At 68.1% G+C, this 26,229-nt stretch carries 26 protein-coding genes; 17 read left to right on the forward strand and 9 right to left on the reverse strand.

Features of this window, described 5'->3' with window-relative positions:
* Window positions 1-91 precede the first annotated feature (91 nt).
* Genes ACQY9S_RS18230 through ACQY9S_RS18250 form a run of 5 tightly spaced genes read left to right on the forward strand, consistent with a single transcriptional unit; the run spans window position 92 to window position 5,131 of the window.
* Window positions 92-961 (forward strand): ABC transporter ATP-binding protein, encoded by an 870-nt coding sequence (locus ACQY9S_RS18230; RefSeq protein ID WP_428421645.1) that lies wholly within the window; start codon window positions 92-94, stop codon window positions 959-961.
* Window positions 958-2,277: a hypothetical protein gene (locus tag ACQY9S_RS18235; protein WP_428421646.1), complete on the forward strand. Its 1,320-nt coding sequence runs from the start codon at window positions 958-960 to the stop codon at window positions 2,275-2,277. Before ACQY9S_RS18230 ends, ACQY9S_RS18235 begins: the two co-directional genes overlap by 4 nt.
* Window positions 2,278-2,282: 5 nt before the next feature.
* Window positions 2,283-2,951, forward strand: coding sequence for a lipoyl(octanoyl) transferase LipB (lipB, locus tag ACQY9S_RS18240; protein WP_428421648.1), 669 nt, complete (start codon window positions 2,283-2,285; stop codon window positions 2,949-2,951).
* Between the two features lie 18 nt (window positions 2,952-2,969).
* On the forward strand, window positions 2,970-3,986 hold the full coding sequence (gene lipA, locus ACQY9S_RS18245; RefSeq protein ID WP_428421649.1) for a lipoyl synthase: 1,017 nt from the start codon (window positions 2,970-2,972) through the stop codon (window positions 3,984-3,986).
* A gap of 20 nt (window positions 3,987-4,006) precedes the next feature.
* The gene (locus ACQY9S_RS18250) at window positions 4,007-5,131 is read left to right on the forward strand and encodes an HPP family protein (protein WP_428421651.1); all 1,125 of its coding nucleotides are present in this window, start codon (window positions 4,007-4,009) and stop codon (window positions 5,129-5,131) included.
* 138 nt (window positions 5,132-5,269) lie between these two features.
* Here ACQY9S_RS18250 and ACQY9S_RS18255 read toward each other — a convergent pair whose 3' ends face one another.
* Complete coding sequence (locus ACQY9S_RS18255) at window positions 5,270-5,770, reverse strand: TlpA disulfide reductase family protein (RefSeq protein WP_428421652.1); 501 nt, start codon at window positions 5,768-5,770, stop codon at window positions 5,270-5,272.
* Between the two features lie 11 nt (window positions 5,771-5,781).
* On the opposite strand from ACQY9S_RS18255, the gene ACQY9S_RS18260 reads away from it, so the two are divergent.
* Window positions 5,782-6,468, forward strand: a complete 687-nt coding sequence (locus tag ACQY9S_RS18260; protein WP_428421653.1) for a DUF4197 domain-containing protein — start codon at window positions 5,782-5,784, stop codon at window positions 6,466-6,468.
* A 27-nt stretch (window positions 6,469-6,495) separates the two neighbouring features.
* On the opposite strand, the gene ACQY9S_RS18265 is transcribed toward ACQY9S_RS18260, so the two are convergent.
* On the reverse strand, window positions 6,496-7,602 hold the full coding sequence (locus tag ACQY9S_RS18265) for a hypothetical protein (protein ID WP_428421655.1): 1,107 nt from the start codon (window positions 7,600-7,602) through the stop codon (window positions 6,496-6,498).
* Between the two features lie 106 nt (window positions 7,603-7,708).
* Window positions 7,709-8,974: a CaiB/BaiF CoA transferase family protein gene (locus ACQY9S_RS18270; protein WP_428421657.1), complete on the reverse strand. Its 1,266-nt coding sequence runs from the start codon at window positions 8,972-8,974 to the stop codon at window positions 7,709-7,711.
* Between the two features lie 43 nt (window positions 8,975-9,017).
* On the opposite strand from ACQY9S_RS18270, the gene ACQY9S_RS18275 reads away from it, so the two are divergent.
* The 5 genes from ACQY9S_RS18275 to ACQY9S_RS18295 all read left to right on the forward strand — a co-directional run bounded on the left by ACQY9S_RS18275 (window position 9,018) and on the right by ACQY9S_RS18295 (window position 12,796).
* Window positions 9,018-9,548 (forward strand): hypothetical protein, encoded by a 531-nt coding sequence (locus tag ACQY9S_RS18275; RefSeq protein ID WP_428421659.1) that lies wholly within the window; start codon window positions 9,018-9,020, stop codon window positions 9,546-9,548.
* Between the two features lie 160 nt (window positions 9,549-9,708).
* Window positions 9,709-10,179, forward strand: a complete 471-nt coding sequence (locus tag ACQY9S_RS18280) for a PTS sugar transporter subunit IIA (RefSeq protein WP_428421660.1) — start codon at window positions 9,709-9,711, stop codon at window positions 10,177-10,179.
* On the forward strand, window positions 10,148-10,417 hold the full coding sequence (locus ACQY9S_RS18285) for an HPr family phosphocarrier protein (RefSeq protein WP_428421663.1): 270 nt from the start codon (window positions 10,148-10,150) through the stop codon (window positions 10,415-10,417). Before ACQY9S_RS18280 ends, ACQY9S_RS18285 begins: the two co-directional genes overlap by 32 nt.
* A 536-nt stretch (window positions 10,418-10,953) precedes the next feature.
* Window positions 10,954-12,204: a sulfite dehydrogenase gene (soxC, locus tag ACQY9S_RS18290; RefSeq protein ID WP_428425812.1), complete on the forward strand. Its 1,251-nt coding sequence runs from the start codon at window positions 10,954-10,956 to the stop codon at window positions 12,202-12,204.
* Window positions 12,191-12,796, forward strand: coding sequence for a c-type cytochrome (locus ACQY9S_RS18295; RefSeq protein WP_428421665.1), 606 nt, complete (start codon window positions 12,191-12,193; stop codon window positions 12,794-12,796). The genes soxC and ACQY9S_RS18295 overlap by 14 nt, the downstream gene beginning before the upstream one ends.
* 30 nt (window positions 12,797-12,826) lie before the next feature.
* Here the strand turns inward: ACQY9S_RS18295 and ACQY9S_RS18300 are convergent, their stop codons facing one another.
* Window positions 12,827-13,414: a TetR/AcrR family transcriptional regulator gene (locus ACQY9S_RS18300; RefSeq protein ID WP_428421667.1), complete on the reverse strand. Its 588-nt coding sequence runs from the start codon at window positions 13,412-13,414 to the stop codon at window positions 12,827-12,829.
* Here ACQY9S_RS18300 and ACQY9S_RS18305 point away from each other — a divergent pair.
* The 4 genes from ACQY9S_RS18305 to ACQY9S_RS18320 are packed head-to-tail and all read left to right on the forward strand — an operon-like array spanning window position 13,401 to window position 16,585.
* Window positions 13,401-13,595 carry a hypothetical protein gene (locus ACQY9S_RS18305; RefSeq protein WP_428421669.1) on the forward strand — a complete coding sequence of 65 codons (195 nt, stop codon included), beginning with the start codon at window positions 13,401-13,403 and terminating at the stop codon, window positions 13,593-13,595. The two genes, ACQY9S_RS18300 and ACQY9S_RS18305, sit on opposite strands and share 14 nt — an antisense overlap.
* Before the next feature lie 5 nt (window positions 13,596-13,600).
* A complete protein-coding gene (locus tag ACQY9S_RS18310) occupies window positions 13,601-14,650 on the forward strand; it encodes a sensor histidine kinase (protein WP_428421671.1) in 1,050 nt (349 codons plus the stop codon).
* On the forward strand, window positions 14,647-16,107 hold the full coding sequence (locus tag ACQY9S_RS18315) for a sigma-54-dependent transcriptional regulator (RefSeq protein WP_428421672.1): 1,461 nt from the start codon (window positions 14,647-14,649) through the stop codon (window positions 16,105-16,107). Before ACQY9S_RS18310 ends, ACQY9S_RS18315 begins: the two co-directional genes overlap by 4 nt.
* 19 nt (window positions 16,108-16,126) lie before the next feature.
* Entirely contained in the window at window positions 16,127-16,585 is a 459-nt protein-coding gene (locus ACQY9S_RS18320) for a cyclic nucleotide-binding domain-containing protein (protein ID WP_428421674.1), read from the forward strand.
* A 17-nt stretch (window positions 16,586-16,602) separates the two neighbouring features.
* Here ACQY9S_RS18320 and ACQY9S_RS18325 read toward each other — a convergent pair whose 3' ends face one another.
* From ACQY9S_RS18325 to ACQY9S_RS18345, 5 genes are read right to left on the reverse strand one after another with little or no spacing between them, the layout of a single operon-like run.
* The gene (locus ACQY9S_RS18325) at window positions 16,603-17,343 is read right to left on the reverse strand and encodes a sulfite exporter TauE/SafE family protein (protein ID WP_428421676.1); all 741 of its coding nucleotides are present in this window, start codon (window positions 17,341-17,343) and stop codon (window positions 16,603-16,605) included.
* A gap of 43 nt (window positions 17,344-17,386) precedes the next feature.
* On the reverse strand, window positions 17,387-18,328 hold the full coding sequence (locus ACQY9S_RS18330) for a dimethyl sulfoxide reductase anchor subunit family protein (RefSeq protein ID WP_428421678.1): 942 nt from the start codon (window positions 18,326-18,328) through the stop codon (window positions 17,387-17,389).
* Between the two features lie 57 nt (window positions 18,329-18,385).
* Window positions 18,386-19,126, reverse strand: a complete 741-nt coding sequence (locus tag ACQY9S_RS18335; RefSeq protein WP_428421680.1) for a 4Fe-4S dicluster domain-containing protein — start codon at window positions 19,124-19,126, stop codon at window positions 18,386-18,388.
* 36 nt (window positions 19,127-19,162) lie between these two features.
* On the reverse strand, window positions 19,163-22,075 hold the full coding sequence (locus ACQY9S_RS18340) for a molybdopterin oxidoreductase family protein (RefSeq protein WP_428421682.1): 2,913 nt from the start codon (window positions 22,073-22,075) through the stop codon (window positions 19,163-19,165).
* Window positions 22,076-22,110: 35 nt separating this feature from the next.
* Complete coding sequence (locus ACQY9S_RS18345) at window positions 22,111-23,937, reverse strand: SulP family inorganic anion transporter (protein WP_428421684.1); 1,827 nt, start codon at window positions 23,935-23,937, stop codon at window positions 22,111-22,113.
* A gap of 564 nt (window positions 23,938-24,501) precedes the next feature.
* Here ACQY9S_RS18345 and ACQY9S_RS18350 point away from each other — a divergent pair.
* Both ACQY9S_RS18350 and ACQY9S_RS18355 read left to right on the forward strand, forming a co-directional pair.
* Window positions 24,502-25,710, forward strand: coding sequence for an aromatic ring-hydroxylating oxygenase subunit alpha (locus tag ACQY9S_RS18350; protein ID WP_428421686.1), 1,209 nt, complete (start codon window positions 24,502-24,504; stop codon window positions 25,708-25,710).
* Window positions 25,711-25,747: 37 nt separating this feature from the next.
* Window positions 25,748-26,209, forward strand: coding sequence for an aromatic-ring-hydroxylating dioxygenase subunit beta (locus ACQY9S_RS18355; RefSeq protein WP_428421688.1), 462 nt, complete (start codon window positions 25,748-25,750; stop codon window positions 26,207-26,209).
* The last annotated feature ends 20 nt before the right edge of the window (window positions 26,210-26,229 follow it).

The raw sequence follows: 26,229 nt of genomic DNA on the forward strand, positions 1-26,229 counted from the left end.
CGGCGCGCTCGTCGAGGTCGCCGACCTCGTCCACGACTACGGCACCCAGCGTGCGCTGCATGCGCTCGGCTGCCGCATCGAGCATGGCAGCGTGACCGCGCTGGTGGGGCCGAACGGCGCCGGCAAGACGACGCTGATGCGCTGCATTGCCGGCCTGGAAACGCCGCTGTCGGGCGCGATCACCGTCGCCGGCATCGACGTGATCGCACAGCCCCGCGAGAGCCACCGCCAGCTCGGTTTCCTGGCCGACAGCTTCGGCGTTTCGATGGCGCTGAGCGTGCGCCAGACCCTGAGTTACGCCGCGCTCGCGCACGGCGCCACGCCTGAGGCCGCCGCTGCCGCCGTGCCGCGGGTCGCCAAACGCCTGGGGCTCACCGACCTGCTCGACCGCCCGTGCGGCGCGCTGTCGCGCGGCCAGCGCCAGCGCGTGGCGATCGGTCAGGCGCTGATCCACCGGCCGCAGCTGCTGATCCTCGACGAGCCGGCCTCGGGCCTGGACCCGGAGGCGCGGGCCGGGCTGGCGGCGCTGTTCCGCAGCCTGCGCGACGAGGGCATGACCCTGCTGGTGTCGTCTCACATCCTGGCCGAGCTCGACGAGTACTCGACCCACATGCTGATGCTGCGCGATGGCCGCGTGGTCGAGCACCGCGCCCTGGCCGCCGTCGCGGTGCCGGCGGTTGGTGAGCGTGCGGTGCGTCGGCTGCGCATCGGTCTGCTGACGGCGGCCGCACAGGCGCAGGCCTGGCTGGCGCACGAGGCCGGGTTGCGGGCGGGCCTGGCCGATGCCCACAACCTGGAACTCGCGTTCAGCGGCACCGATGCCGACCAGGCGGCGTTGCTGGCGCGGCTGATCGGCGCCGGCTTCGCGGTCAGCGCTTTCGCCGAACAGCGCGAGAACCTGCAGCAGAGCTACCTGCGCAGCGTGGCCGGGGTGCCTGCCAACGCGGGGGGTGTTGCATGATGCGCGCGCTCGCGGCCGGCAATCCGGAGTTCCAGCGTCAGCTGTGGCTCGAGTTCTCGCCCGCGCGGCTGCTCGGCATGCCGGCCGTGCTGGCGCTGGTGTTCGCCGCGGTCGGCCTGGCCAGCCCGGCGGCACTGCCCACGATCGCGCAGACCGGCTTCGTGCTGCTGGTCGGCTTCTACGGCGCGCGGCTGGCCAGCGCCGCGCTGCTCGACGAGGTCAGCGAGGCGACCTGGGATGCCCAGCGCCTGTCGTCGCTGACGCCGTGGCAGCTGACCTGGGGCAAGCTGTTCGGCGGCACGCTGTTCGCGTGGTATGGCGGCGCCCTCTGCCTCGCGGTGTGGCTGGCGTCGAGTGGTGCGCAGGGCGTGGGGCTGTCGTGGGCGCTGCTGGTCGGCATGGTGGCCGCCGGCGTGGGCCTGCAGGCGGTGAGCCTGATCGTTGCGCTGGCGGCGTTGCGACGCGGCGGCACGGCAGCGCGGCGGGGCGGCGCGTGGTGGATCGTGCTGCTGGTCGTCTTCCCGTGGTTCGGCGCGCTGCCGCGGCACGAGGCCGCCGGCGTGCTGAGCTGGTGGGGCCTGAGCTTCGGCGCGGCGACTTTCTACGCGGCGACGGCGGTGGTGTTCGCGGCCTGGGCGGTGCTCGGCGCCCAGCGGCTGATGGCGGGTGTGCTGCAGCTGCCGCTGCGGCCGTTCGCCTGGCTGGGCTTCCAGGCCTGGCTGGCGGTGTTCGCTGCCGGCTTCTGGCCGGACGAGAGCGCGGTGTGGCGCGTGGCCTTCGCCGTGACGGCCTGCGCCACGACCACGGCCTACCTGAGCCTCTTCATCGAGCCGCCGCAGCTCGGCCTGTGGCAGCGCTTCGCTGCCCGCTGGCGCGCCGGTGGCGCGCTGGACACCGCAACGCTGGAGCGGCTGCCGCTGATGCTGGCGTCGCTGGCGCTGGCACTGGGGGGGGGGCTGGTGGCGAGCCTGCTGGCGCCGGTGCTGCCGCCGACGGGGATCGGCCGCGCGCTGGCGCTCGCCGGGCTGCCGCTGACCTGGGCACTGCTGGCGCTGCGCGATCTGGCGCTGGCCTGTGCGATCCATTGGGGTCCGCGCGCGCGGCGGGCCGAGAGCACGACGCTGGTGGTGCTGGTGGTGCTGAACCTCGTGCTGCCGTGGTTGCTGCACGCGGCCGGCCTGCACGCGCTGGCCGGCCTGCTGCAGCCGCTGGGCGCCGAGGGCGGCGGCTGGCTGGGCGCTGCCATCGCCGCGCTGCAGGCGGCCGGTGCGGTGTTCGTCGCGCGCACGCGCTGGCGGCCGGCCGATCGGGTGTGAGGGCGATGCTGCGAAAGTCCTTGGGCTGCGTGGATTACGCGGCGACCTTCGCGGCGATGCGCGCCTTCACCGAGACGCGCACGCCGGGCACGCCGGACGAGCTGTGGCTGTGCGAGCACCCGCCGGTGTTCACCCAGGGCCTGGCCGGCAAGGCCGAGCACGTGCTCGACGCCGGCGACATCCCGGTGGTGGCCAGCAACCGCGGCGGGCAGGTGACCTACCACGGCCCCGGCCAGGTGGTGGCCTATCCGCTGGTCGACCTGCAGCGCCTGGGCATCTTCGTCAAGGAATACGTGTTCCGGCTCGAGCAGGCCCTGATCAAGACGCTGGAGGGCCATGGCGTCACCGGTCACCGGGTCGCCGGCGCGCCGGGCATCTACGTGAACCTCGGCGACCCCTTCGGCCACGGCGCGCTGCCGGGGCCGCCCGACCCGCGCGACCCGTGGCGCGGCATCGGCAAGATCGCCGCGCTGGGGATCAAGGTGTCGCGCCACTGCAGCTACCACGGGTTGGCGCTGAACGTGGCGATGGACCTGAGCCCCTACGAGCGCATCAACCCTTGCGGCTACGCCGGGCTGCGCACGGTCGACCTTTCTACAATCGGAGTCCCTGTCGATCCGGAACGCGCCGCCGCCGACCTCGGTGACCGGCTCGAGAGCTATCTCAGCCCCTGACATCGCGCGCCCACACCCATGAACACGCTTCCCTCTGCGCCGGCCTCGGCCCCTGTCGCTTCTTCGCCGGTTGCAGGCGAAGCGTCCTACGACCCGCTGACCAAGCAGAAGGCCCAAGCCAAGACCGCGCGCATCCCGATCAAGGTGGTGGCCGCCGAGGTGCTGAAGAAGCCCGACTGGATCCGCGTCAAGGCCGGCAGCCCCAGCACCCGCTTCTACGAGATCAAGCAGATCCTGCGCGAGCACAAGCTCCACACCGTCTGCGAGGAGGCCAGCTGCCCCAACATCGGCGAATGCTTCGGCAAGGGCACCGCCACCTTCATGATCATGGGCGACAAGTGCACCCGGCGCTGCCCGTTCTGCGACGTCGGCCACGGCCGCCCCGACCCGCTCGACCCCGACGAGCCGCTGAACCTGGCCAAGACCATCGCCGCGCTCGGGCTCGGCTACGTCGTCATCACCAGCGTCGACCGCGACGACCTGCGCGATGGCGGCGCGGCCCACTTCGTCGAGTGCATCCGCCAGGTGCGGGCCCTCTCCCCGGCCACCCGCATCGAGATCCTCACGCCCGACTTCCGCGGCCGCGCCGACCGCGCGCTGGAGATCCTGAAAGCCGCCCCGCCGGACGTGATGAACCACAACCTCGAGACCGCCCCGCGCCTGTACAAGGAGGCTCGGCCCGGCTCGGACTACCAGTTCAGCCTGGAGCTGCTCCAGCGCTTCAAGGCCTTCGCCCCCGGCGTGCCGACCAAGAGCGGCATCATGGTCGGGCTGGGCGAGAGCGACGAGGAGATCCTGCAGGTCATGCGCGACATGCGCGCGCACGACATCGACATGATCACCATCGGGCAGTACCTGGCGCCCAGCGGGCACCACCTGCCGGTGCGGCGCTATGTGACGCCGCAGACCTTCAAGCGCTTCGAGGCCGAGGCCTATGCGATGGGCTTCAGCCACGCCGCCGTCGGCGCCATGGTGAGATCGAGCTACCACGCCGACCAGCAGGCGCAGGCCGCCGGCGTGGGCGTCGCGGGCTGACGGCGCTGCAGCACTGCTCGATGAGCTGGCCGCCGCTGCGCGCCTGGCTGCCGGCGCGCCTGCCGGTCGGACCGACCGAGCGGACGCGCGCCGCGCTCGGCGCCGTGCTGGGCCTGCTGCTCACGGGCCTGCTGAGCCGCTGGGTTGCGGCGCAATGGCCCGCTGCCGCGGTGCCCTGGCTGGTGGCGCCGCTCGGCGCCAGCGCCGTGCTGGTGTTCGCGGTGCCTGCGAGCCCGCTCGCGCAGCCCTGGTCGGTGGTCGGCGGCAACACGATCTCGGCGTTGATCGGCATCGCCTGCGCGCACCTGATTCCCGACCCGGCCTGGGCCGGCGCGGTCGCGGTGGGCGTGGCCATCGGCGCGATGTTCGCGCTGCGCTGCCTGCACCCGCCGGGCGGCGCGATGGCGCTGCTCACCGCCCTGGCCGGCGTCGGCTCGTTCGGCTTCGCGTGGTTCCCGGCCGGCGTCAATTCGGTGCTGCTGGTGCTGGCCGGCGCGGTCTACAACAGTGCGACGCGAAGGCCCTATCCGCACGCCCAGCAGGCTGCGGCTCCGGGGCAGGGCGGCGACGAGGCGCACCGCTTCAGCGACGCCGACCTCGACGCGGTGCTCGAGCGTTACGGCCAGGTGATCGACGTGAGCCGCGACGATCTGGTCGCGCTGCTGCATGCGGCCGAGGGCGAGGCCTACCGGCGGCGCTTCGGGGCGACGTTGTGCGAGGACATCATGACGCGCGAGGTCGTGACCGTCTCGTTCGGCACCGAGCTGCAGGAGGCCTGGGCACTGCTGCACCGGCACCGCATCAAGGCCTTGCCGGTGGTCGACCGCGTGCAGCGCGTGATCGGCATCGTGACGCTGGCCGACTTCCTGCGCCATGCCGATCTGGACGTGCACGACGGCTGGTCCCAGCGGCTGCGCAGCTTCATCCGCCGCACACCCGCCACCCACAGCAGCAAGCCCGAAGTGGTCGGCCAGATCATGACGCGCCAGGTGCGCGTCGCCAGCGCCGACCGGCCGGTCGCCGAGCTGGTGCCGCTGTTCGCGCAGGGCGGGCACCACCACATCCCGATCGTCGGGCCCGAGGCGCGCCTGGTTGGCATGCTGACGCAGTCCGACGTGGTGTCGGCCCTGTCCCGCGTGGCCTGATACCCGGTTGCGCTCACCCGCATCAAATGACCCGGCTCGGCGCCCGCGTTGAGGTCGGGCGCTCAGCGTTTCGGACAAGACACCGAACACCGCAACGGGCCCCGGCCCGACCTTGCTGCGGGCCGGGCCGCGGCAAGATCAGGCTTCGGCGAGCAGTTGGTCCAGCAACTTGTGCAGCTCGGCGAAATCGGGCTCGCCGATGTAGCGCTTGACGACTTCGCCGCGCTTGTTGATGAGCACGCTGGTCGGTGTCAGCTGGACGTCACCGAAGCTGCGGGCGATGGCGCCGTCGTGGTCGATCGCCACGCGGAACGGCAGTTTGCGGGTCTCGGTGAAGTTCACCACGTAGGCCGGCGGGTCATAGCTCATCGCCACAGCCAGCGTCTCGTAGCCGCGTGCCTTGAACTTCTCGTAGGTCGCTGCGATGTCCGGCATTTCCTTCACGCAGGTGGCGCAGCTGGTGGCCCAGAAGTTCACCAGCACGACCTTGCCGCGCAACTGATCGGTGCGATGCTGAGTGCCGTCGAGCAGCGTGTAAGCCACGCTGGGCGCCGCCTGCTTGCCGGTGAACGCCAGCGTGGCGGCAATGCCGATTGCCAAGACCGCGGCCCCGGCCGCAACATAACGCATCAATTTCATGGAGGTGTCCGATGGATCGTCGTGAGTTTACGGGCCAGCTCGCCGCCGGCATGGCACTGTGGGTTTGGGCCGCGCAGGCGCGCGCACTGTCCCTCAGCGAGGCCGACGCCAGCGCCGGGCTGAAGGCGGCGCTGGAACGGGGCGCCGAGGTGGCTGTCAGTCTGCTCGGCAAGACCGATGGATTCCTCGGCAACCCGAAAGTTCGCATCCCGCTGCCGTCTGGGCTGGAGAGTGCCGCCAAGCTGTTGAAAGGGCTGGGCCAGGGCAAGAAGGTCGATGAACTGGTGACCGCGATGAACCGCGCTGCCGAGGCGGCCGTGCCCGAGTCCAAGCAGCTCCTCAGCACTGCGGTGAAGCAGATGTCGGTCTCCGACGCGAAGAAGATCCTGACCGGCGGCGACACCTCGGTGACGAGCTTCTTCGCGGAGAAGACGCGCGTGCCGCTCGGCGAGAAGTTCCTGCCGATCGTCACCAAGCAGACCGAGAAGGTGGCGCTGGCCGACAAGTACAACGCCGTGGCTTCCAAGGCCTCGGGTTTCGGCCTGGTGAAGAAGGAAGACGCCAACGTGCAGCAGTACGTGACGGGCAAGGCGCTCGACGGCCTGTACTTGATGATCGGCGAAGAAGAGAAGAAGATCCGCCAGGACCCGGTGGGCACGGGCAGCGCGATCCTCAAGAAGGTGTTCGGTTCCCTGTAGACCCGCGGGCCGGACCCGCCCCATCGCTCAAAACTGCTTCGACAGCTCGAACACCAGTGCGGACGGCAGCGCCTGCTGCAGGCCGTCGCGACCCACACGACAGTGGTTCATGCCGTTGAAGCCCGAGATCTCGAAGGCGTTGCCTTCTTCGGCAATCTCGATGAACGAGAAGCCTGGCAACTCGGTGCGGATCTCCTCGGCCAGCTGCTCGAGCCGCTCGCCGCGCAGCGCCGCTTCGAAGACGATCGCGTGCGGCAGCCCTTCGCGGCAGAAGTCGACGGCCTCGTCCACCGACGCGACGAAGTCGATCATCAGTCCCATGTTGGAGATGGCATCGCGCACTTGCTGGCGCGTCTGGCGGCGCGCGGCCACCACCAGCACCTGGCTGCCGGCCAGCGGCTTGGAGTTCAGCGTCGAGGAGTCGCCGTGGTCGAGTTCGATGGCGCTCATGCCTTCGAGGGCCTCGTTGACGGTGCGCGCAAACTCCAGCGTCAGCGTCACCTGCGTTGCATCGGTGTCGCAGTGCAGCGACAGGCCCATCGTGTGTGCGATCTGCCCGATCAGCTGCCAGTTCAGCGAGGTCAGTGCCGGTTCGTCGCCGGGGCTTGCGTCCGGCGGTGCGTGGGTGAAGCTGCAGTGGATGCGGCCGTGCGCGGGCCAGTCCTTCCGGTCGACCCGGAAATCGATGCTCGACCGCGCTCCTTCGGCCGCCCAGTCGAGCACGGCATTGAGCAGGCTGAACAGCAGTGCCGGGTCGACGAGCACCTCGATCGCGCGCGTGCTTTGCCGCACCTGGATGCCGCGCGCGCTGACCTCGCGTGCACGGTGTGTCAGCACGGACTGCAGCGTCTGGGCGAGATCGAGCCGCTCATGAGACTGGCGCAAGCGCCTGGACGCGAAGCGCGAGAGTTGCTGTCCGACCATGCCGACGCGCCGGGCCCGCTCGATCTCGGCGCGCAAGGCGCGCAGCCCTTCGCGGTCGATCCGGCCGGTGGTGGTGAGCTGGATCACGCGCTCGAGCGCCGCGCTCAGCGGCTCGGCGACTTCGCGGCCGATCTGCGCGACGATGTCGCGCCACGCATCCAGCGGCTCGGCTTCGGCGGTGGCGCGGGTCAGGGAGGGGCGAGCGGTCATGGGGGTGCCTTGGCCGGGCGGTCCGAGACCACCCTGGGCGCATTGTCCGAGCGTTTCGTCGCGCGGCCCAGCACTTTGTGGCGCGGGCCGGACCCGGTCTCCCGATTCAGGGGTGCATCGTGCCCAGCGCGCCCTGGAGGCGCGCCGCCGCGACGCGCTGCGCATCCCAGCCCAGCCAGTCGGCCAGCACCTCGGCGCTGTGCTGGCCGAGCAGCGGCGGCGGGCGGCGCGTGCGGGCCGGTGTGGCCGACAGCTTGAGCGGGCTGGCGACCAGCTTCAGGGTCTCGGTCAGTGGGTGCGGCACGGGCTCGACCATGCCGCGCGCCAGCACCTGGGGGTCGGCAAACACCTGGTCGAGCGGGTTGATCGGCCCGCAAGGCACCTTCACGGCCTCCAGCGCGGTGAGCCAGTCGTCGCGGCGACGCTGGTGCATCAGGGTTGCCAGCTGCGGCACCAGCGCCGCGCGGTGGCGCACGCGGTCGGCGTTCGTCGCGAAGCGCGGATCGGTGGCCAGTTCCGGGCGGCCGGCGACCTCGCAGAACTTCGCGAACTGTCCGTCGTTGCCGACCGCCAGGATCACGTGCCCGTCGGCCACCTCGAACACCTGGTAGGGCACGATGTTCTGGTGAGCGTTGCCGGCGCGGCCCGGCACCTGACCGCTCACCAGGTAGTTGGCGCCGAGGTTGGCGAGCATCGCGACCTGGGTGTCGAGCAGCGCCATGTCGATGTGCTGACCCAGGCCGCGCCGCAGGCCGTCGGCATCGCGATGGCGCAAGGCCGCGAGGATGCCGATGGCCGCGTACAGGCCGGTGAACAGGTCGGCCACCGCGACACCCACCTTCTGGGGCCCGCCGCCGGGCAGGTCGTCGCGCTCGCCGGTCACGCTCATCAGCCCGCCCAGGCCCTGCACGGCGTAGTCGTAGCCGGCACGCTCGCGGTAGGGGCCGGTCTGGCCATAGCCGGTGATCGAGCAGTACACGAGCTGCGGGTTCAGTGCGTGCAGCGTTGCGAAGTCGAGCCCGTAGCGGGCCATGTCGCCGACCTTGTAGTTCTCGACCAGCACGTCCGCCTGCTGCGCCAGCGCGCGCACCAGCGCCTGGCCCTCGGCGTGGGCGAGATCGATCGTGATCGAGCGCTTGTTGCGGTTGGCGCCGAGGTAGTAGGCCGACTCGTCGCTCTCGGCCCCGAGGCCGTCGTGCAGGAACGGGGGGCCCCAGGCGCGGGTGTCGTCGCCGGTGCCGGGACGCTCCACCTTCACCACGTCGGCCCCGAGGTCGCCGAGCACCTGCGTGCACCAGGGGCCGGCGAGCACGCGCGACAGGTCGAGCACGCGCAGACCGGCGAGCGAGGAGGCGGCAGCGGCACTGTGCATGCAGCGATTCTGACGCTGCGGTGCGCCTGGGGATAATGAGCCGATGTCGTCACGGCTTACCCTGTGTGCCAGCGTCGCGAGCCTCCTGATCCTTGCGGCGGCCTGCGCGCCCGCGCTCGACTGGCGCGAAGTGCGTCCCGATGGCGGCGGGCTGGTGGCGCTGTTTCCCTGCAAGCCCGAGCGCCTGACACGCCAGCTGGCGCTGGCGGGGGCCACGGTGCAGATGCAGGTGCTGGCATGCACGGCCGAAGGCACGACCTGGGGCCTGAGCACCGCCGACATGGCCGACCCCGGGATCGTCGGCACCGCGCTGGCCGAGTTGCGGGTGTCGCGCGTGCGCAACCTCGATGGCGCCGAGACTGCCTCACAGGCCGCGCAGATCGCCGGCATGACGCCGCAGCCCAGGGCGGTGCGCTTCAGCGTTGCCGGCCGCAAGCCCGACGGTACGCCGATCGCCGATCAGTCGGTGCTGTTCGCACTGGGCACCCGGGTGTTTCACGCCGCGGCGCTGGGCGGGCAGCCCTCCGCCCAGACGCTCGAGACCTTCTTTGGCGGGCTGAAGGTGCAGCCGTGAAGGGATCGAGGCGAGGGGCGGACGGGCGCGGATCCGTCGGTCCGGCCGGGGCGGGCGGTGGTTCGTCTTTCGTGCGCCGCGGGTGCGCGAGCCCGCCTCGCCACGTTGACTGCCCGGTGATCCTGTGCCGGCGCGAAGCCTGAACCCATAATCGCTCTCCATGGCCGGACTGTTCATCATTGCGCACGCACCCTTGGCCTCGGCCCTCAAGGTGGCGGCCGGGCACGCGTTTCCCGAGGCCATGTCCCTGGTCGAGGCGCTCGACGTGACGCCGCAACTCACGCCCGAGGAGATCGAGGCGCAGGCAGCGATCCTGCTGGAGCGCGCGCTGTCGGTGCCCGGCCGCCGCGAGGCGCTGATCCTGACGGACGTGTTCGGTGCCACGCCGTGCAATGTCGCGCAACGGCTCGCCGATGGCGTGCGGGTGAAGATCGTCACCGGCGTCAACGTGCCGATGCTGTGGCGCACGATGAACTACGCGGACCAGCCGCTCGACATGCTCGTGGCGCGCGCGCTGGCCGGTGCGACCCAGGGCGTGCTTCAGGTGGCACCGGCCCGACCCCAGAACCAGGCACAGAACGTGGGAGCCCGACCCGGCGATGATTTCAACGCGCATCAGCATCAGCAATAAGCTCGGACTGCATGCCCGGGCCTCGGCCAAGCTCACCAAGCTCGCCGGCAGCTACCCCTGCGAAGTCTTCCTGAGCCGCGGCCAGCGGCGCGTCAATGCGAAGAGCATCATGGGCGTGATGATGCTGGCGGCCGGCATCGGGACCGAGATCGAGGTCGAAACCTCGGGCGAGCGGGAGCGCGAGGCGATGGACGCGCTGCTGACGCTGATCGCCGACAAGTTCGGCGAGGGCGAGTAGACCGGCCGGCTCCTTCCCTGGGGGCGCATACCAGCGGGGGGCTGGGCCCTGAACTGCGATCGGGCCCGGCGATGCCTCGCGGTTCACGAACCGTTTCGACTGCGCTGCGGTGTTCGCAAAAGGCGGCACGACGGTTTGCGGTATCGACAGACAAGCTGCCCGCGGTCTCCCATCATGGCTATCGGCTGCGGCGTTGCCGGCGCGAAGTCGCCGAAATGACGGCCTGCAACGCCACGCGCACATCGGCCACGCGCCGTGCCATCGGCCCTTGCGCGTTCATCGGTTGAACCACGACATCGGTCAGCACGCCGCATTCACGGGTGCGCACTGGCGGCCGGGTAAACCTGGCCCTTGCCTGCCTTGACACGGCGATTGCATCGTTAGTAACCTACAAACCGACCGATCGGTACATTTCATTGATCAGTCGGAGATCGCACCTCCGTCGTCGAGCTTGAACAGGAAGCATGAGCATGAGTGATTTCAACGCGTCCCGCGTGGTTCGTGCCGCCAGAACGGAACTGCAGGCAGCCGGTTCGATGACTCACGATGCGGGGCGAAGGGCGCTGCTCGGCCGGTCTGCCGCCGCCTTGGCGACGGCTGGCGTCGCGGCGCTGGCAAGCGGTCGCGGCGAGGCGGCGGCGCTCGCCGTGCCGTCGTCCAACCTCGCCATGGGCCGTCCTTTGCCGGAGAGCGAGTACGGGATGCCGTCCAAATTCGAGGCGCACGTGAAGCGGCGCCGCACTGACGTGCTGGTGAACCGTCAGAACTACTCGGACTGGAGCATGACGCCGCTGCACCAGCAGCACGGAACGGTCACACCGAACGGATTGATCTACGAGCGCCATCACAACGGCGTGCCGGACATCGACCCGGACGAGCATCGGTTCGCGATTCACGGTCTCGTGAAGCAGCCGCTGATCTTCACGATGTCCGACCTGATGAAGTACCCGTCGGTGTCGCGCTTCTACTTCATGGAATGCTCGGGCAACGGCCTGACCGACTGGCTGAAGGCGGCATCGAAGACCGTGCAGCAGACCCACGGCATGCTCTCTTGCGCTCAGTGGACGGGTGTCCCCGTGTCCACGCTCCTGCAGGAGGCCGGCGTGCTGCCGAGCGCCACGTGGGCGCTCGCGGAGGGGGCCGACGGATCGGCGCATGCGCGCAGCATCCCGATGCAGAAGATGCTCGACGACGCAATGATCGTGTATGCGGCGAACGGCGAGATGCTGCGCCCCGAGAACGGCTACCCGCTGCGTCTGTTCATTCCGGGGTGGGAGGGCAACGTGAGCATCAAATGGCTGCGCCGGATCAAGCTCGGCGATCAGCCGTGGAACCTGCGCAGCGAGACCGCGCGATACACCGACCCGATGCCCGACGGCAAATGGCGGCAGTTCAGCTTCGCGATGGAGGCCAAATCCGTCGTCACCTCGCCGTCGGGCGGCATGAGCGTGCGTCCCGGCGAAGTGGAGATCCTGGGTTTCGCCTGGTCAGGCCAGGGCAAGATCCGAGCGGTCGACGTCACGCTCGACGGCGGACGAACGTGGCGTGAAGCCGCGCTCGAGGAGCCGGTGCTCGACAAATGCCTGACGCGATTCCGGCTGCGCTGGAAATGGGACGGCACGCCCACTTCAATCGCCAGCCGAGCGGTGGACTCCACGGGCTACGTGCAGCCGAGCGTCGAGGAAATCAGGAAAGTGCGTGCCATCACCGGATTCGTGCAGCACCACAACGGTGTCTTTCCGTGGTCCATCGATGCGGCCGGTGAGGTGAAGAATGCGATCGCCTAAGTCGTCATTGATCGGTGTCGTGGTGGCGGGGGTGATCGCCGGCTGTGCGGCCCCGGTGAAGACCTCCGACCTGGACAAGCAGGCCGCCTTCGGCCGGCCCACATCGGAGCAGGACCTCGCGGCGTGGAATATCGATGTGCGCACGACGGACGGCCTGGGCTTGCCGTCCGGGTCGGGTTCGGTCGCCGCGGGCAAGGCCGTCTTTGACGGCAAATGCGCGGCTTGCCACGGTGCTGCAGCGGCGGGCGGCCCGGTGTTCGGCACCATGGTGGGCGGCATCGGGTCGTTCAAGACGGATCGCCGCGTGTTGACGCCGGGCAGCATGTACCCCTACGCGCCGATCCTGTTCGACTACATTCGCCGCGCGATGCCGATGAACGCCCCGCAGTCACTGTCGAACGACGAGGCCTATGCCCTCAGTGCCTACCTGCTGCACCTCAACGGGCTGGTGCCGGCCGATGCGGTGATGACGCCGCAGACGCTGCCGGCGGTGCGCATGCCCAATCGCGACGGCTTCATCATCGACGACCGGCCCGACACCAAGGCCACGCGGTGCATGAACAACTGCGCGCCGATCTCCGGCAAGTCGTGAGCGAGTGCTGATCGGGCTCCGAGCGGCACGCTAGACGGCAAGGGCCTTCAGCGCCATCGAGTTGAAGCGCTCGGCGATCTGCCGGGGACCGATGCGCCCCGAGGGCTTCAGCCACAGGTAGCTGTAGAAGTACATGCCCAGCAGCCCTTTGAGCACGATGGGGTCGAACGGCCGGAACACGCCCTGACGCTCGCCGTCGACCAGGATGCCCTTCCACGCGCCTTCATACTTGGCGTGCAGTGCCATGACGTCGCGGTGCCGATCGCCGGTGAGCGACTGCACTTCTCGGAAGCACACCGTCAGCTCGGCCTGGTGTGACGCGATCTTGAGCATCAGGTAGTCGCCCAGCAGCGCGAGCCGCTCCGTCGGTGGCAGGTCGCCGCGGGTCACCTCGGCGGCATGCGCGACCAGATCGACGATGTACTCGCGGCTGATGTCGTACAGCAAGTCTTCCTTGCTGCGGATGTGGTGGTAGAGCGCGCCGCGCCCCAGTGCGACCGCGTCGCCCAGCTCCGCAATGCCGACGGCGTGGAAGCCGCGCGCCGCGAACAGCTGCGCGGCGGTCTTGAGAATCCTCTCGCGTTGAGTTGCTTCGGAGGGCGCCTTGTTCTTGTTCATCGGTCATCCTGCGGGCGGCGTCGACACAAGGATTCTAGGTGTCGATGCGGCGGTCGTTCCACTCTTCGATACGGCGCCGGTGCGCTGTATCACGCGCGGCGTGGGGTCGTTCTCTATTGCTGCGTGGGCACCGCACTCCTATGCTGCGGCGAGCCTCGCCATCATCCGTTCGATTGACTGATACCGATGAGAGCCCAGCGCGATTTTTACGAGTTCACCGATGTGTTCGAACAGATCTTCTTGGCCGCGCCATGGCCGATGCTGATGCTGGGTGAAGACGGTGCGGTGCTCGGCGCCAGCGACGAATTCGGCCCCGGCGCCGAGGGTACGGCCCGCGGCGATTCCCGGGGCGACGCGCCACTCCGGTCGCGTGCCGCCCATTACGTCGCTGCGCTGCGCGGTCGCGTGCCGTGGCTGACGCCGCAGGAAGCCGACAGTGTGCGTACCTTGCCGTCGGGCGCGCTGGTTTACGAACGGCTCCACGTGCGTCGCACGCCCTGGGGTGCCAGCCTCGTCGTTGTCGACCAGACCGACCTGCGCCAGCTGCAGACCTCCGACATCCAGACCGCCCGGCTCGCCGCGCTGGGCTTCATGGTCGCCGGTGTGTGTCATGAAGTCACGAACCCGCTGACCTCGCTGCACTCGATCGTGCAGATCCTGCGCGCGGAGAAGCAGCCGAGCCGCGAGCTGCTGGACAAGGGTTTCGACAACATCGCGGTCAATGTCAAGCGCATCCTCGATATCTCGCGCCGCCTGGTGAAGTTCTCGCGCGTCGGCGACGAGCCACGCTTTCGCTTCGCGGTCGACGAAGCCATCGAGGAGGCCCTGTACGTGCTGCGCCAGGACGATCTGCTGTGCCACGTCGAGCTGCAATACCGGCCCGATGCGACGATGACGGTGTTCGGCAACACCGGGCAGATCCGGGAGATCTTCCTGAATCTGTTCGTGAATGCGGCGCAAGCGATGTCTGGCCGTGGAACGCTGAGCATCCAGACGCGCAGCGCCGACCGCATGGTCGAGGTGTTGATCAGCGACACCGGTCCGGGCGTACCCACCGAGGCCGTGGGACGGATCTTCGAGCCGTTCTTCACCACCAAGTCCAGGACGCATGGCACCGGCCTCGGGCTCGCCATCAGCACGGAGATCGCCCACGAACATGGCGGCAGCATCGAGCTGCGCCACACCGACAGCCGGGGCGCCTCGTTCTGCGTCGCGCTGCCCAAGGAGCGCGCATGAACCGCCGCAAGGCGGCGGACGCCGAGTCCCGGCTCGCGTCGGAGCAGGTTCTCGTGATCGACGACGACCATGGCATCGGCGACTGCGTCGAGATGCTGCTGCAGCGTGCCGGCTATGCGTGCGTGATCACGCGCACGGGCCGCGAAGGCCTGGCGCAGCTCGAGAGCCGCGAGTTCGACATGGTGATCACGGACCTGCGGCTGCCCGACGCCAGCGGGCTCGACATCGTGGCCGCCAGCAAGGCGGCCCACCCGGAGACGCAGGTGATCCTGATGACCAGCTTCTCCTCCGTCGAGAGCGCGATCGAGGCGCTGCGCCTGGGCGCCAACGACTACGTCATCAAACCCTTCGACAACGACGACTTCTTGTTCTCCGTCGAGCGGGCGCTGGGCGAGCGTCGCACGCGCATGGAGAACGTGGCGCTCAAGCGGAGCCTTCGCAAGGCCTTCACCCAGAACACGATCATCGGAGAGAGCGATAGCATCAAGCGCCTGCTGGGGATGATCCAGCGCGTCGCCGCCACCGAGGCCAACGTGCTGATCCAGGGCGAGAGCGGCACCGGCAAGGAACTGGTGGCCCAGGCCATTCACTTTGGCGGCAACCGTGCGCACCGGCCGTTCGTCGCGGTGAACTGCGGCGCCATTCCGGCCGACCTCATCGAATCCGAACTGTTCGGGCACGCCAAGGGCGCCTACACCGGCGCCGCATCCGCGAGCGAAGGCCTGATCCGCGAGGCCAGCGGCGGCACGCTGTTCCTCGATGAGATATCGGAGATGCCGCTCAACATCCAGGTGAAGCTCCTGCGGGTGCTGCAGGAGCGGCAGGTGCGCCCGCTTGGTTCGGGGCAGAGCTACATCACCGACACGCGCTTCCTCGCGGCGAGCAACCGCAACCTGAAGGAGAGCGCGGAGAGCGGCAGCTTCCGGCCCGACCTCTACTACCGCCTGAACGTCATCACGATCCATGTGCCGCCGTTGCGCGAACGCGGCGGCGATATCGAGCTGCTGGCAAAGCACTTCATGCAGCAGTTCAGTCGCAAGTTCGGCAGCCAGGTCAGCGGCATGGACAGGGATTTCGTGGAATTCCTGCACCGGCACGGCTGGCCAGGCAACGTGCGCGAACTGCAGAACGTCATCGAGCGCGCGGTGATCCTGGCCGACGCCGACATCCTGAGCTCCGCCGACCTCGAGGAAATGATCGCGCCGCCGGCCAAGGAGGCAACCCCGCCGCTGGGCGGCGGGCTCCCGCTGTCGGTCGAGGACTACATCAGGGAAGTCGTCATGCTCTACCAGGACCGTCACGGTGAAGCCGAGCTGGCTGCCATGCTCGGCATCGGCCGCAAAGCCCTGTGGATGCGGCGCCGCAGCTGGGGCCTGTACCGGCAGCGGGACCGCGCTGCCCTGGGCGGCGAGCCAGCACCTGCCAACGACGAAGACCACGCCCACCGCGTTCAGTGAACCACACCGAAAGCAGTCCATGACGAACGAATCTGCCGAAACGTTGACACCGGTCTCGATCCTGGTGCAGACCGGTTTCTTCCGGGACTTGACGGCGCACCAGCTCGAGCGCGTCGCCGAGCTCAGCGAGATGCAGCACTGCGACGAAGGGCAGCAGGTCTACCGCGTCGGCGAGCCGGCGTACTCGGTCTACGTGCTGGTGCGCGGCATGGTGCGGCTGGCCGTCGGCTACGGCGAGCGCAACGCCAGCGCAGGCAACGTGCTGCGGCGCGGCGAGGTGTTCGGCTGGGCGGCGCTCACGCCGAGTTGCAACCTGCGCATCGCCACCGCGACCTGCCTGACGCCTTGCAGCTTTCTGGCGATCGACGGTGCAGGGCTGCTCGGCCTGATGGAGCAGGACCACACGCTCGGCTATCGCCTGATGACGCAGCTCAACCAGATCATCACCGGGACCCTGACGGCCTTCGCCGGCGGTTGAGCTTGCGGTCCGAGCGCCTAGATCGACCGCAACAGCAAGCCGGCACCCACCAGGACGCACAGCACGCCCACGGCGCGGCGCAGCAGGCCGGCGTCGATGGCGTGCGCAAGATGAACGCCGATCCAAACGCCGGCGACCTCGAACACCGTCAGCAGCGAAGCAAGTTCGATGTCGACGGCGCCGTGCGCCAGGTGGCCGGCGCTGCCCGAGACGGCGGCCAGGATCTGGATCACCTGGCTCGCGCCGATGGCCGTCAGCGGTGCGAACCCGCACAGCACCATCATGGGCACCGACAGCGCTGGTCCGCCCACACCCGTGAGGCCGGAGCCGAAGCCGGTCAGCGCGCCGATGCCGAACAGCAGCGCCAGCCGCAGGCGCGGCCGGTCATGGAACCAGGCCACGCGGCCTGTGCCGCCGGTGAACAGCGTGTACACGCCGGCCAGCACGATCAGCGCGGCGAGGATCAGCGCGAGGAGCTTCGCGTCGAGCGTTGCGTTGGCCCAGGCACCGACCACGCCGAACAGGGCCCCGCCCACGCACAAGGGTATGGTGACCGACCAGTCGATGCTGCCGCGCCGCTGGAAGAAGAAGCTGCCGACGATCCCGGTAAAGATGAAGGTGAAGAGCGCGGTTGCCATCGACGCCTGGATCGACAGCGTGGTCAGCAGGTTGAGCGCCGGAATCAGCAGGATGCCGCCGACACCCACCGCGCCGATGAGGACGCCGACCACCAGGGCCACGGCAGCGAGCCAGATCATGGTCGGCTGCGTTCGTGTCGGCTGCGCCGGTGCATCCAGGCCTCTACGAGATCGTCTGGTAGTACAGGTTTTGCGGGTGGCTGGACTGTGCGAAGAAGAACCATCGCTCCGCGATCAGCCCCGTGTACTGCACCACGAACGCGACGCACAGCACGAAGGCCGACGCGTGCTGCAGGCTGACACCCAGCAGGAGCAGCGGTAGCGCGAAGGCCAGCACGAGAAAGACCCACTTGATGCTGCGCAGGAAGCCGCGGCTGCGGCCGTGGAAGAACTCGCGGGTGTTGTAGGACCCGCCCATGAAGCCCTGCGACTTCTGAACGATGCGCGGATGGTGGATGCCGGTGGCCGACTGCAGCGACGACTTTCGTTTGATCCGCCCGTTGCGCACCAGCGCGGCCGAGCGGGTGGCCAGGCCCAGCAGCGTGAAGGCGATCGCCGCGGTGGCGTAGGCGGCGACCAGGGGGCCCGCCGTGAAGGCGGCGAAGGCGCTCGCCAGCGTGAAGCCGGAGGCGCAGCCGAGCACGGTGTAGTTGATGACCGTCAGCGGACTCGCCCATTCCTGCAGGAACTTGATGCAGGCGTAGATCATGCCGGTGCAGACGAACAGGCTCAGGCTCAGCACGGCCGCCACCGCACCGAGGGCGAGCGTCGAGCGCCAGCCGAGCAGGTGCCCCAGTCCGTACAGGAACACCGTGGCCATGAACGACAACATCGCAATGCCCTCGCGCGAGAGCCACGACGTGCGCCACATCGCCATCGCGCGCCACGCCCGCTCCGGGTGACCGAGGTGGAACAGGGATGCGATGGCGCCGAGCCCCGTGAAAGCCAGCGAGAGCACGCTGCCGAGCACGAAGAAGCTCGTCCCCTGCGGCAGCGCGACGACGCGCAGCGCCCCGGCGACCTCGGCTGCGTAGAGGCCGAAGAACAGCCCCTGTCCGGCGCCGATGAGGGTGGTCAGGAAGATGACTGAAAATCCAGGATGCATGGCTGATTCCGTAGGGCTGAGGCCGAGTCTCGAGGCGTGGGCGCCGGCCGTGGCCGGCTAGCCGGAGAAGTTGGCGGCGTCGTCGAGCGTCGACCGCGGCCTCGCGCCCGGCTTCGGCGTGGCGATATCGATCTTCTGCGGACTGTCGGCACGCACCAGCTGGTCTTCGCTGATGTTGATGACGGTCTTGCGACGCGGCAGGTAGTGGTTGGACGGCTGCGTGCCCCATTCCGGCATCAACTGGTAGCCGCCGCGCTCGCGGATCGCCGTCGACACTTCTGAGTCGGGGTCATGCACGTCGCCGAACAGCCGCGCGCTGGTCGGACAGGCCATCACGCAGGCAGGTCGCCGGTCCTGCGGAGGCAGGGCCTCGCTGTAGATGCGGTCGACGCACAGCGTGCACTTCGTCATTTCCTGGCGCTTCTCGTCGAGTTCGCGCACGCCGTAGGGGCAGGCCCATGCACAGTAGCCACAGCCGATGCACTTGTCGTAGTCGATCAGCACGATGCCGTCTTCCTTGCGCTTGTAGCTCGCGCCGGTGGGGCACACCGGCACGCACGGCGGGTCCTCGCAGTGCAGGCACGACTTGGGGAAGTGCACGGTCTGCGTGTCCGGGAACTCGCCGACCTCGAAGGTCTGAACCCGATTGAAAAAGGTGCCGGCCGGGTCCTCGTCGTAGGGCCGGAAGTCCGCCAGCGAGCCGGCGCTGCCCGAGGTGTTCCACGATTTGCAGCTCGTCACGCAGGCCTGGCAGCCCACGCAGACGTTCAGATCGATGACAAGTGCCAGTTGAGTCATGCGGGCGCTCCGTAGCGTAGAAGGCGATCGAATCGGTCAGTCGGTGGACGATGGCGTGCGCCCGGCGAAATACGCCTGCCAGATCCGGCGGACACCGCCGGTACCGGGGTAGGGGCGCAGCGGCGGGAACTGCGGCGAGGTTTCAGCCGGCTCGGCGGGGCCGGCCTTGTAGATGCGAACGCGCACGTCGTACCAGCCGGCCTGGCCGGTCACAGGGTCGGAGTTGGACATCGGTGCTCCACCGCCTCCGAGCGCCAGTTCTTCGCTGATCAGGTGGTTGAGCAGGAAGCCCTTCTTGGATTCGTTGGCCTGCGGGCCCAGGTTCCAGGCGCCGGCGGCCTTGCCGATCGCGTTCCAGGTCCACACGGTGCCGGGTTCGACCGCTTCGCTGTAGCGGCACATGCAGCGCACCTTGCCCCAGGTCGATTCGACCCAGATCCAGTCGTCGTCGGCGATGCCCTGGGCGTGCGCCGTCGTCGGATTGACGAACAGGTAGTTGTGGCTGTGGATCTGCCGCAGCCACGCGTTCTGCGAATCCCAGGAGTGGTACATGGCCATCGGCCGCTGGGTGACCGCATTGAGCGGATAGGTCACGCGGTCCGTGACCTGCAGTTCCAGCGGCTCGTGGAAGAACGGCAGCGGATCGAAGTAGGTTTCGATGCGCTCGCGCAGGTGCTCGGGCGGTTGCTTGCCGGTGCGCTTGCCCTGTGCGGCGAGGCGGAATTTCTGCAGCACGTCCGAGTAGATATGGATCAGGATCGGGTCGGCATCGCGGCGCATGCGCACGCTCTTCGACCACGCCATGTAGCCCTGATTCCAGTTGCGCATGTACTGGTAGGACGGCGGCAGTTCGTGGTGGAAGACGCAGTTGTTCTTGGCGTACATCTCCCACTGGTTCGGGTTGGGTTCGCCGCAGATGGACTTGCTGCCGTCGACGCCGCGCCAGCCGGCGAGGAAGCCGATGCCCGACCCGGGCGCGGTTTCGTAGTTGACGATGAAGTGCGGGTAGTCCTTGAACTTGCGCCCGCCTTCCGGCGTTGTGAACGCCGGCAGCCGAAGCCGGCTCGCCAGTTCGATGATGACCTCCTGGAACGGCTTGCACTGCCCCTTCGGCTCGACCACCGGAATGCGCACCGCGTCCACCGGTCCGTCGAATTCCGAGATCGGCCGGTCGAGGATCGACATCACGTCGTGGCGCTCGAGGTAGGTGGTGTCGGGCAGCACCAGGTCCGCGAACGCGGTCATCTCGGACTGGAAGGCATCGCACACGACCAGGAAGGGAATCTTGTACTCGCCGGTCTCGTCCTTGTCGTTGAGCATCTTGCGGACGTCGGACGTGTTCATGCTCGAGTTCCAGGCCATGTTGGCCATGAAAATCAGCAAGGTGTCGATGCGGTAGGGGTCGCCGCGCCACGCGTTCGTGATCACGTTGTGCATCAGCCCGTGGACCGACAGCGGGTGCTCCCACGAAAAAGCCTTGTCGATGCGCACCGGCTGGCCGGCGTCGTCGACGCACAGGTCGTTCGGGTCGGCCGGAAAGCCCAGCGGCATGCCTTCGAGCGGGCTGTCCGGCTTGATGTCCTGCGGCCCGCGCGGCGGCTTCGCGATCGGCGGGATCGCGCGCGGGAAGGGCGCCTTGTGGCGAAAGCCGCCGGGCCGGTCGATCGTGCCGAGCAGCGACATCAGGATGGCCAGCGCACGGATGGTCTGGAAGCCGTTCGAATGCGCCGCCAGGCCGCGCATCGCGTGGAAGGCCACCGGGTTGCCGGTGACGGTCTGGTGCTCGACGCCCCACGAGTCGGTCCAGGCGATCGGCAGGTGGATCTTGTGGTCGCGCGCCGTCACGCCCATCTCGTGAGCGAGCCGGTAGATCGTCTCGGCCGGGATGCCGGTCAGCTCGGCCGCCCACTCGGGCGTGTAGTCGGCGACGCGCTCCACCAGCAGCTGGAAGGCCGGCTTCACGCGCTTGCCGTCCGGCAGCGCGTACTCGCCGCTCAGCCGCGGATCGGCGCCGGGCGTGTGGGTCGGCACGAGCGAGTCGCTGTGCCGGTCCCACCAGAATTTGTTGTGCGGGTAGTCGGGGTTGACCACGTCGCCTTCGGGGTCCATCGCGAACAGGCCGAAGTCGTCGTCGCCCTCCGTCTGGTTGACCAGCTGCCCGGCGTTCGAGTAGCGCGTCAGGAACTCGCGGTCGTACAGGCCCTTGTCGATGATGACGTGGATCAGGGCCAGCAGCAGCGCGCCGTCGCTGCCGGGCTTGATCGGCACCCACTCGTCGGCGATCGCCGAGTAGCCGGTGCGGATGGGATTGATCGACACGAAGCGCCCGCCGGCGCGCTTGAACTTCGAGATGGCGATCTTCAACGGGTTCGAGTGGTGGTCCTCGGCAGTGCCGATCATCACGAACAGCTTGGCGCGGTCGAGGTCCGGTCCGCCGAACTCCCAGAACGAGCCACCGATCGTGTAGATCATCCCGGCGGCCATGTTCACCGAACAGAAGCCGCCGTGCGCCGCGTAGTTGGGGGTGCCGAACTGCTTGGCGAACAGGCCGGTGAGCGCCTGCATCTGGTCGCGGCCGGTGAAGAGCGCGAACTTCTTCGGGTCGGTCGATCGGATGTGGGCCAGCCGCTTTTCGAGCAGGGCGAACACCTCGTCCCAGCCGATCTCGTCGAACTCGCCGTCGCCGCGCTCGGTGCCAGGCCGGCGCAGCAGGGGCATCGACAGCCGCGCCGGCGAATTCTGCTTCATCACGCCGGAGGCCCCCTTGGCGCAGATCACGCCCTGATTCAGCGGATGCTCGGGGTTGCCGTCGATGTAGCGGACCTCGCCGTTGCGCAGGTGCACGCGGATGCCGCAGCGGCAGGCGCACATGTAGCAGGTCGTCTTCTTGACTTCCAGGCTGGCGATGTCCTCGGACTGGAAATCGGACACACGTTCGTTGCTTTGCATGGCGGGCCCAGGGGTTCGGTAAGGTGGCGGCTTGCTCAGCGCGTTGAGTGGGCGGGTCGGGGGCCGCGTTCGACAATCACGACGCCCGGGGCGCGCGGCTCGCCGTTCGGCAGCGCGCTCTGGCACTGCTTGAAGATGCGTGTCTGGCAGCGGCGGCAGACCTCCGGGTCGAGCTTCGGGTAGATCGCCTCGATGACGTTCTGGCCGATCGCGAACAGGTTCTCGCGCCCGATGTCCTGCAGGTGACCGGCGCGCTCCAGCATGTCGACGGCTGGCTCGGGCAGGCGGTGAAAGTAGAGGCCACCGCCGATCCGCCTGCGCCGGCGCGCCTCCTGCGCCAGCAGCTCGGCACCCGAGCTGTCGATGAAGTTGATGCCGGGCGCGAGCACCAGCAGGTGCTTGTGGCCCGGGTGCGAGGCGTCCACGTCGCGCAGGTGGCGTTGCACGTGGTCGACGGCGCCGAAGTAGATCGCGCCGTCGATGAAAACCATCTTGAGCTGGCAGCAGTCGGGCTCCGACGTCTGCATGACGAAGTGGTAGCTGTTGTCGCCGGGGGCCGGAATGGCGTTGCGTATCCCCGGTCGCGCAGTGCGCTCCAGGAACACCATCAGCGACAGCAGCACGCCCACGTAGATGGCGAATTCCAGATGCAGGAACAGCGTGGCGAGCATCGTCGCGAACAGGATGCCGCTCTCCGCGTGGCCGGTCTTCACGATCGTCCGGATGTGGTGCACGTCGACCAGTGAATACGCCACCAACAGCAGGATGGCGGCCATCGAGGCGATGGGCAGGAAGCGCACCAGCGGGGCCAGTGCGATCAGCGTCATCAGCAGGAACAGCGCCGAGAACACCGGTGCCAACGGCGTCTTCGCGCCGGCCGCGTAGTTGACACCGCTGCGCGTGAACGAGCCGCTGGACACATAGCCCGACGCGAAGCTGCCGCAGAGGTTGGCCAGGCCCTGGCCGATGAACTCCTGGCTGCTGTCGATGCGTTGACCCGACTTCAGTGTCACCGCGCGGGCAATGGCGATCGCTTCGGTCAGCGACAGCATCGTCAGCGCCAGGGCGATCGCGCCGAGCTCGCGCAGTGTCTGCACCGAGAGTTCGGGCATCGACAGCGGCGGGAGGCTGCGCGGTATCGCTGCAACCGTCGCGATCGCGGTACCGCTGCCGAACAGGCGCTGGAGCAGCGCCGCGTACAGGCTGCCCACCAGCATCGCGCTGATCATGTGCGGGATCCTCGGCAGGTACTTGCGCGTGGCCACACCGGTCAGCAGCGTGACGACGCCCACGCTGAGCGTGAAGGGGTTGGTGTGCGGCAACTCGCGCACGAAGAGCGTCAGCGTCTCCACGAAGGACGCACTGGCGGCCGCCGAGACGCCGAAGAAGTTCTTCAGCTGACTGACCGCGATCAGCACGGCCGCGCCGGCGGTGAAGCCGATCACGACGCTGTGCGAGATGAAGTTGACCAGAAAGCCCAGGCGGGCCAGCCCCATCGCGAGCATCAGGATGCCGGTCATGAAGGTCAGGCTGAAGACAAGCTGGATGTAGGCGGCGCTACCGGGCTCTGCGAGGGGGCTGAGGGTCGCGAAGATCACGATCGAGAGCGCGGCGGTCGGCCCGGAGACCAGATGCCACGACGAGCCGAACAAAGCCGACACGATCACCGGCACGATCGCGGTGTAGAGCCCGTACTCGGGAGGCAGCCCCGCGATGCTCGCGTAGGCGACGGCCTGCGGTACCAGGATGATGGTGCCGGTCAACCCGGCAATCAGGTCCGCCCTCGTGCTGCTGCGGTCGACCATCGGCCACCAGCGCAACATCGGCAGGAGCTTGAAAAGCCAACGTTCGGTTGTGGACATCGTTCTTCTTGCGTGACCCTTGGGCGTGCAGCGGCGCGACGTAGAGCCGGCCGTGTCCCTTGCCAGGTGCATTGCCTGCCGGGCTGCAACGAGGACCGATCAGCAAGCTTGGTGCCACTCGGTGCCGTCTCATGACCACGCAACCCGTGCGGAAGGGAAATGGGCAGCGTGCCGTGATGCGGCGACGGTGCCGTTTGCATGGGGCCGATGGCGGTGGACGAGACGCCCGACGACCGATGTCGCGGTGCGTCGAGCGACGCACCGAAGCAGCACGCGGCGAACCGCGCAAAGCGCTGTGTTGCAGGGTTCTTCGCGTGTCGCAGGCATCGACGTTTCGATTGGAAACGCGGCCAGGTTTCGAATCGAAACGTCAGCGTCCTTCGCGGGTCGATACAAACCCTAGGAAATGCGGCGATGGGGGCCGTCCGGGCCTTTCAAATGGCCTCGATCGGTGAAGGCGGGGCCCAGGCACGGTGCGTGCAATAGACAGCTCGAGAGAAGCAGTTCACGGCGGGGCCCCATCCCTGCCCAGCAGTCTGTTCTTCGCAACCCACGGAGAGTCCTATGTCGCGCAATTCAGTCGAGTGGAAAGAGCGTCCCCAGTTTCCCGAAACGCACTTCGTCAGCACCGAGATCTATACCGATGAAGAAATCTTCCGGCAGGAGCAGGAGCGGATCTTCAACAAGGTCTGGGTCATTGCCTGCCACGAATCGGAACTGCCCGGTGCCTACGACTATCGAACCTTCAACCACCCGGGTGGCGCGCCGCTGATCGTGATCCGCGGCGAGGACAACGCCGTTCGCAGCTTCTACAACATCTGTCCGCATCGCGGCAACACCTTGCTGTACGACCCGGTCGGCAATGCGAAGCGCATCACCTGCATCTTCCACGCATGGTCGTTCGACGCCAAAGGCGACTGCATCGATATCTCGCGCGGCAAGCAGGGCTATCAGGAGCGCTACGGCTGCGAGCAGGCCGGGCTGCGCGAAGTCAAGACCGCGGTCGGCTACGGCGGCTTCGTGTGGGTCAACATCGATGACAACTGCTGCTCGCTTTCCGAATACATCGGTGATGCGATGAGTTCGCTGGACGAACACCTCGACATGCCCCTCGAGGTTTTCCATTACCACAAGGCCATCGTGAACACGAACTACAAGCTGTGGCACGACACGAACAGCGAGTTCTATCACGACTACATGCACTACTTCAATCGAATCACCGGGATGATCCAGCCCGGCTACTTCGATCGGAAGTACACCGGGTATCCCAATGGGCACGCGGCGGTCGGCTCGATGGCCATCAAGTACGACGCCTACGAGGGCAGCAAGGCGCGGGGTGTCGGCTGGCCCGGCCTGGCACCCGGCGGGTGGGTGCTGATCGACATCTTCCCGGGCATGACCTACAACCTGCGAACCTCGGTGCTGCGCATGGACACGGCCATCCCGCTGGGACCGAACAAGCTGTTGATCGAATTCCGTGGCCTGGGCCTGAAGAGCGACACGCCAGAGCAGCGTGCAGAACGCATCCGCGACCACAACCAGATCTGGGGTCCGTTCGGCCGCAACCTGCACGAAGACCTGCTGGGCGTGCACGGCCAGGGCCTGGCGATGCGCGAGCGGACCGACAGCAAGTGGGTGCTGCACGGTCGAGAGGAGAACATGACGATCCACGACGAGGGAGGCATGCGCCACTTCTACGCGGAATGGGGCCGGCGCATGGGTCGCAAGGCCTACGACCCGAAGGTCGAAGTCGAGTCCTCGGCGGTCGCCTAGCGCTGTCTCGTCATACCGAACCGACACGAGGACATCCGTGGATTCACGACACATCATTTCAGAACTCGTCTACCAGTCCTGCATGACCCTGGACGACAAGGACTTCAGTGCCTATCTCGAACTGTGCGATCCGGCCTACCACTACGCCATCACGGCCTACAGCCCCGAGATCCGCAAGGACATGATCTGGCTGGAGCATGACAAGACCGGCATGCAGACGCTGTTCGCGAACCTGCCGAAGCACAACAGCGACCACTCCCCGCTGACCCGGCACGTCACGGTCTACACCGTCAAGCAGGGCGAAGATGCCAGCCGATACCACGTCACCAGCGCACTGCAGGTGTTCAGGACCACGCTCGACGGTGGTGCGACGGAGTTGTTTGCGGTCGGCAAGCTCCACGACCGGATCAGTCTGGCTGGCGGAACACCCAAGCTGCTCGATCGCAACGTCCGGCTCGATACGCGCCTGCTGGGCTTCGGCTACCACATTCCGTTTTGACCCGGCATCGGACGGACAGC

It is taken from the genome of Methylibium sp. (genome assembly GCF_965279545.1).
Taxonomy (GTDB): Bacteria; Pseudomonadota; Gammaproteobacteria; order Burkholderiales; family Burkholderiaceae_C; genus Methylibium.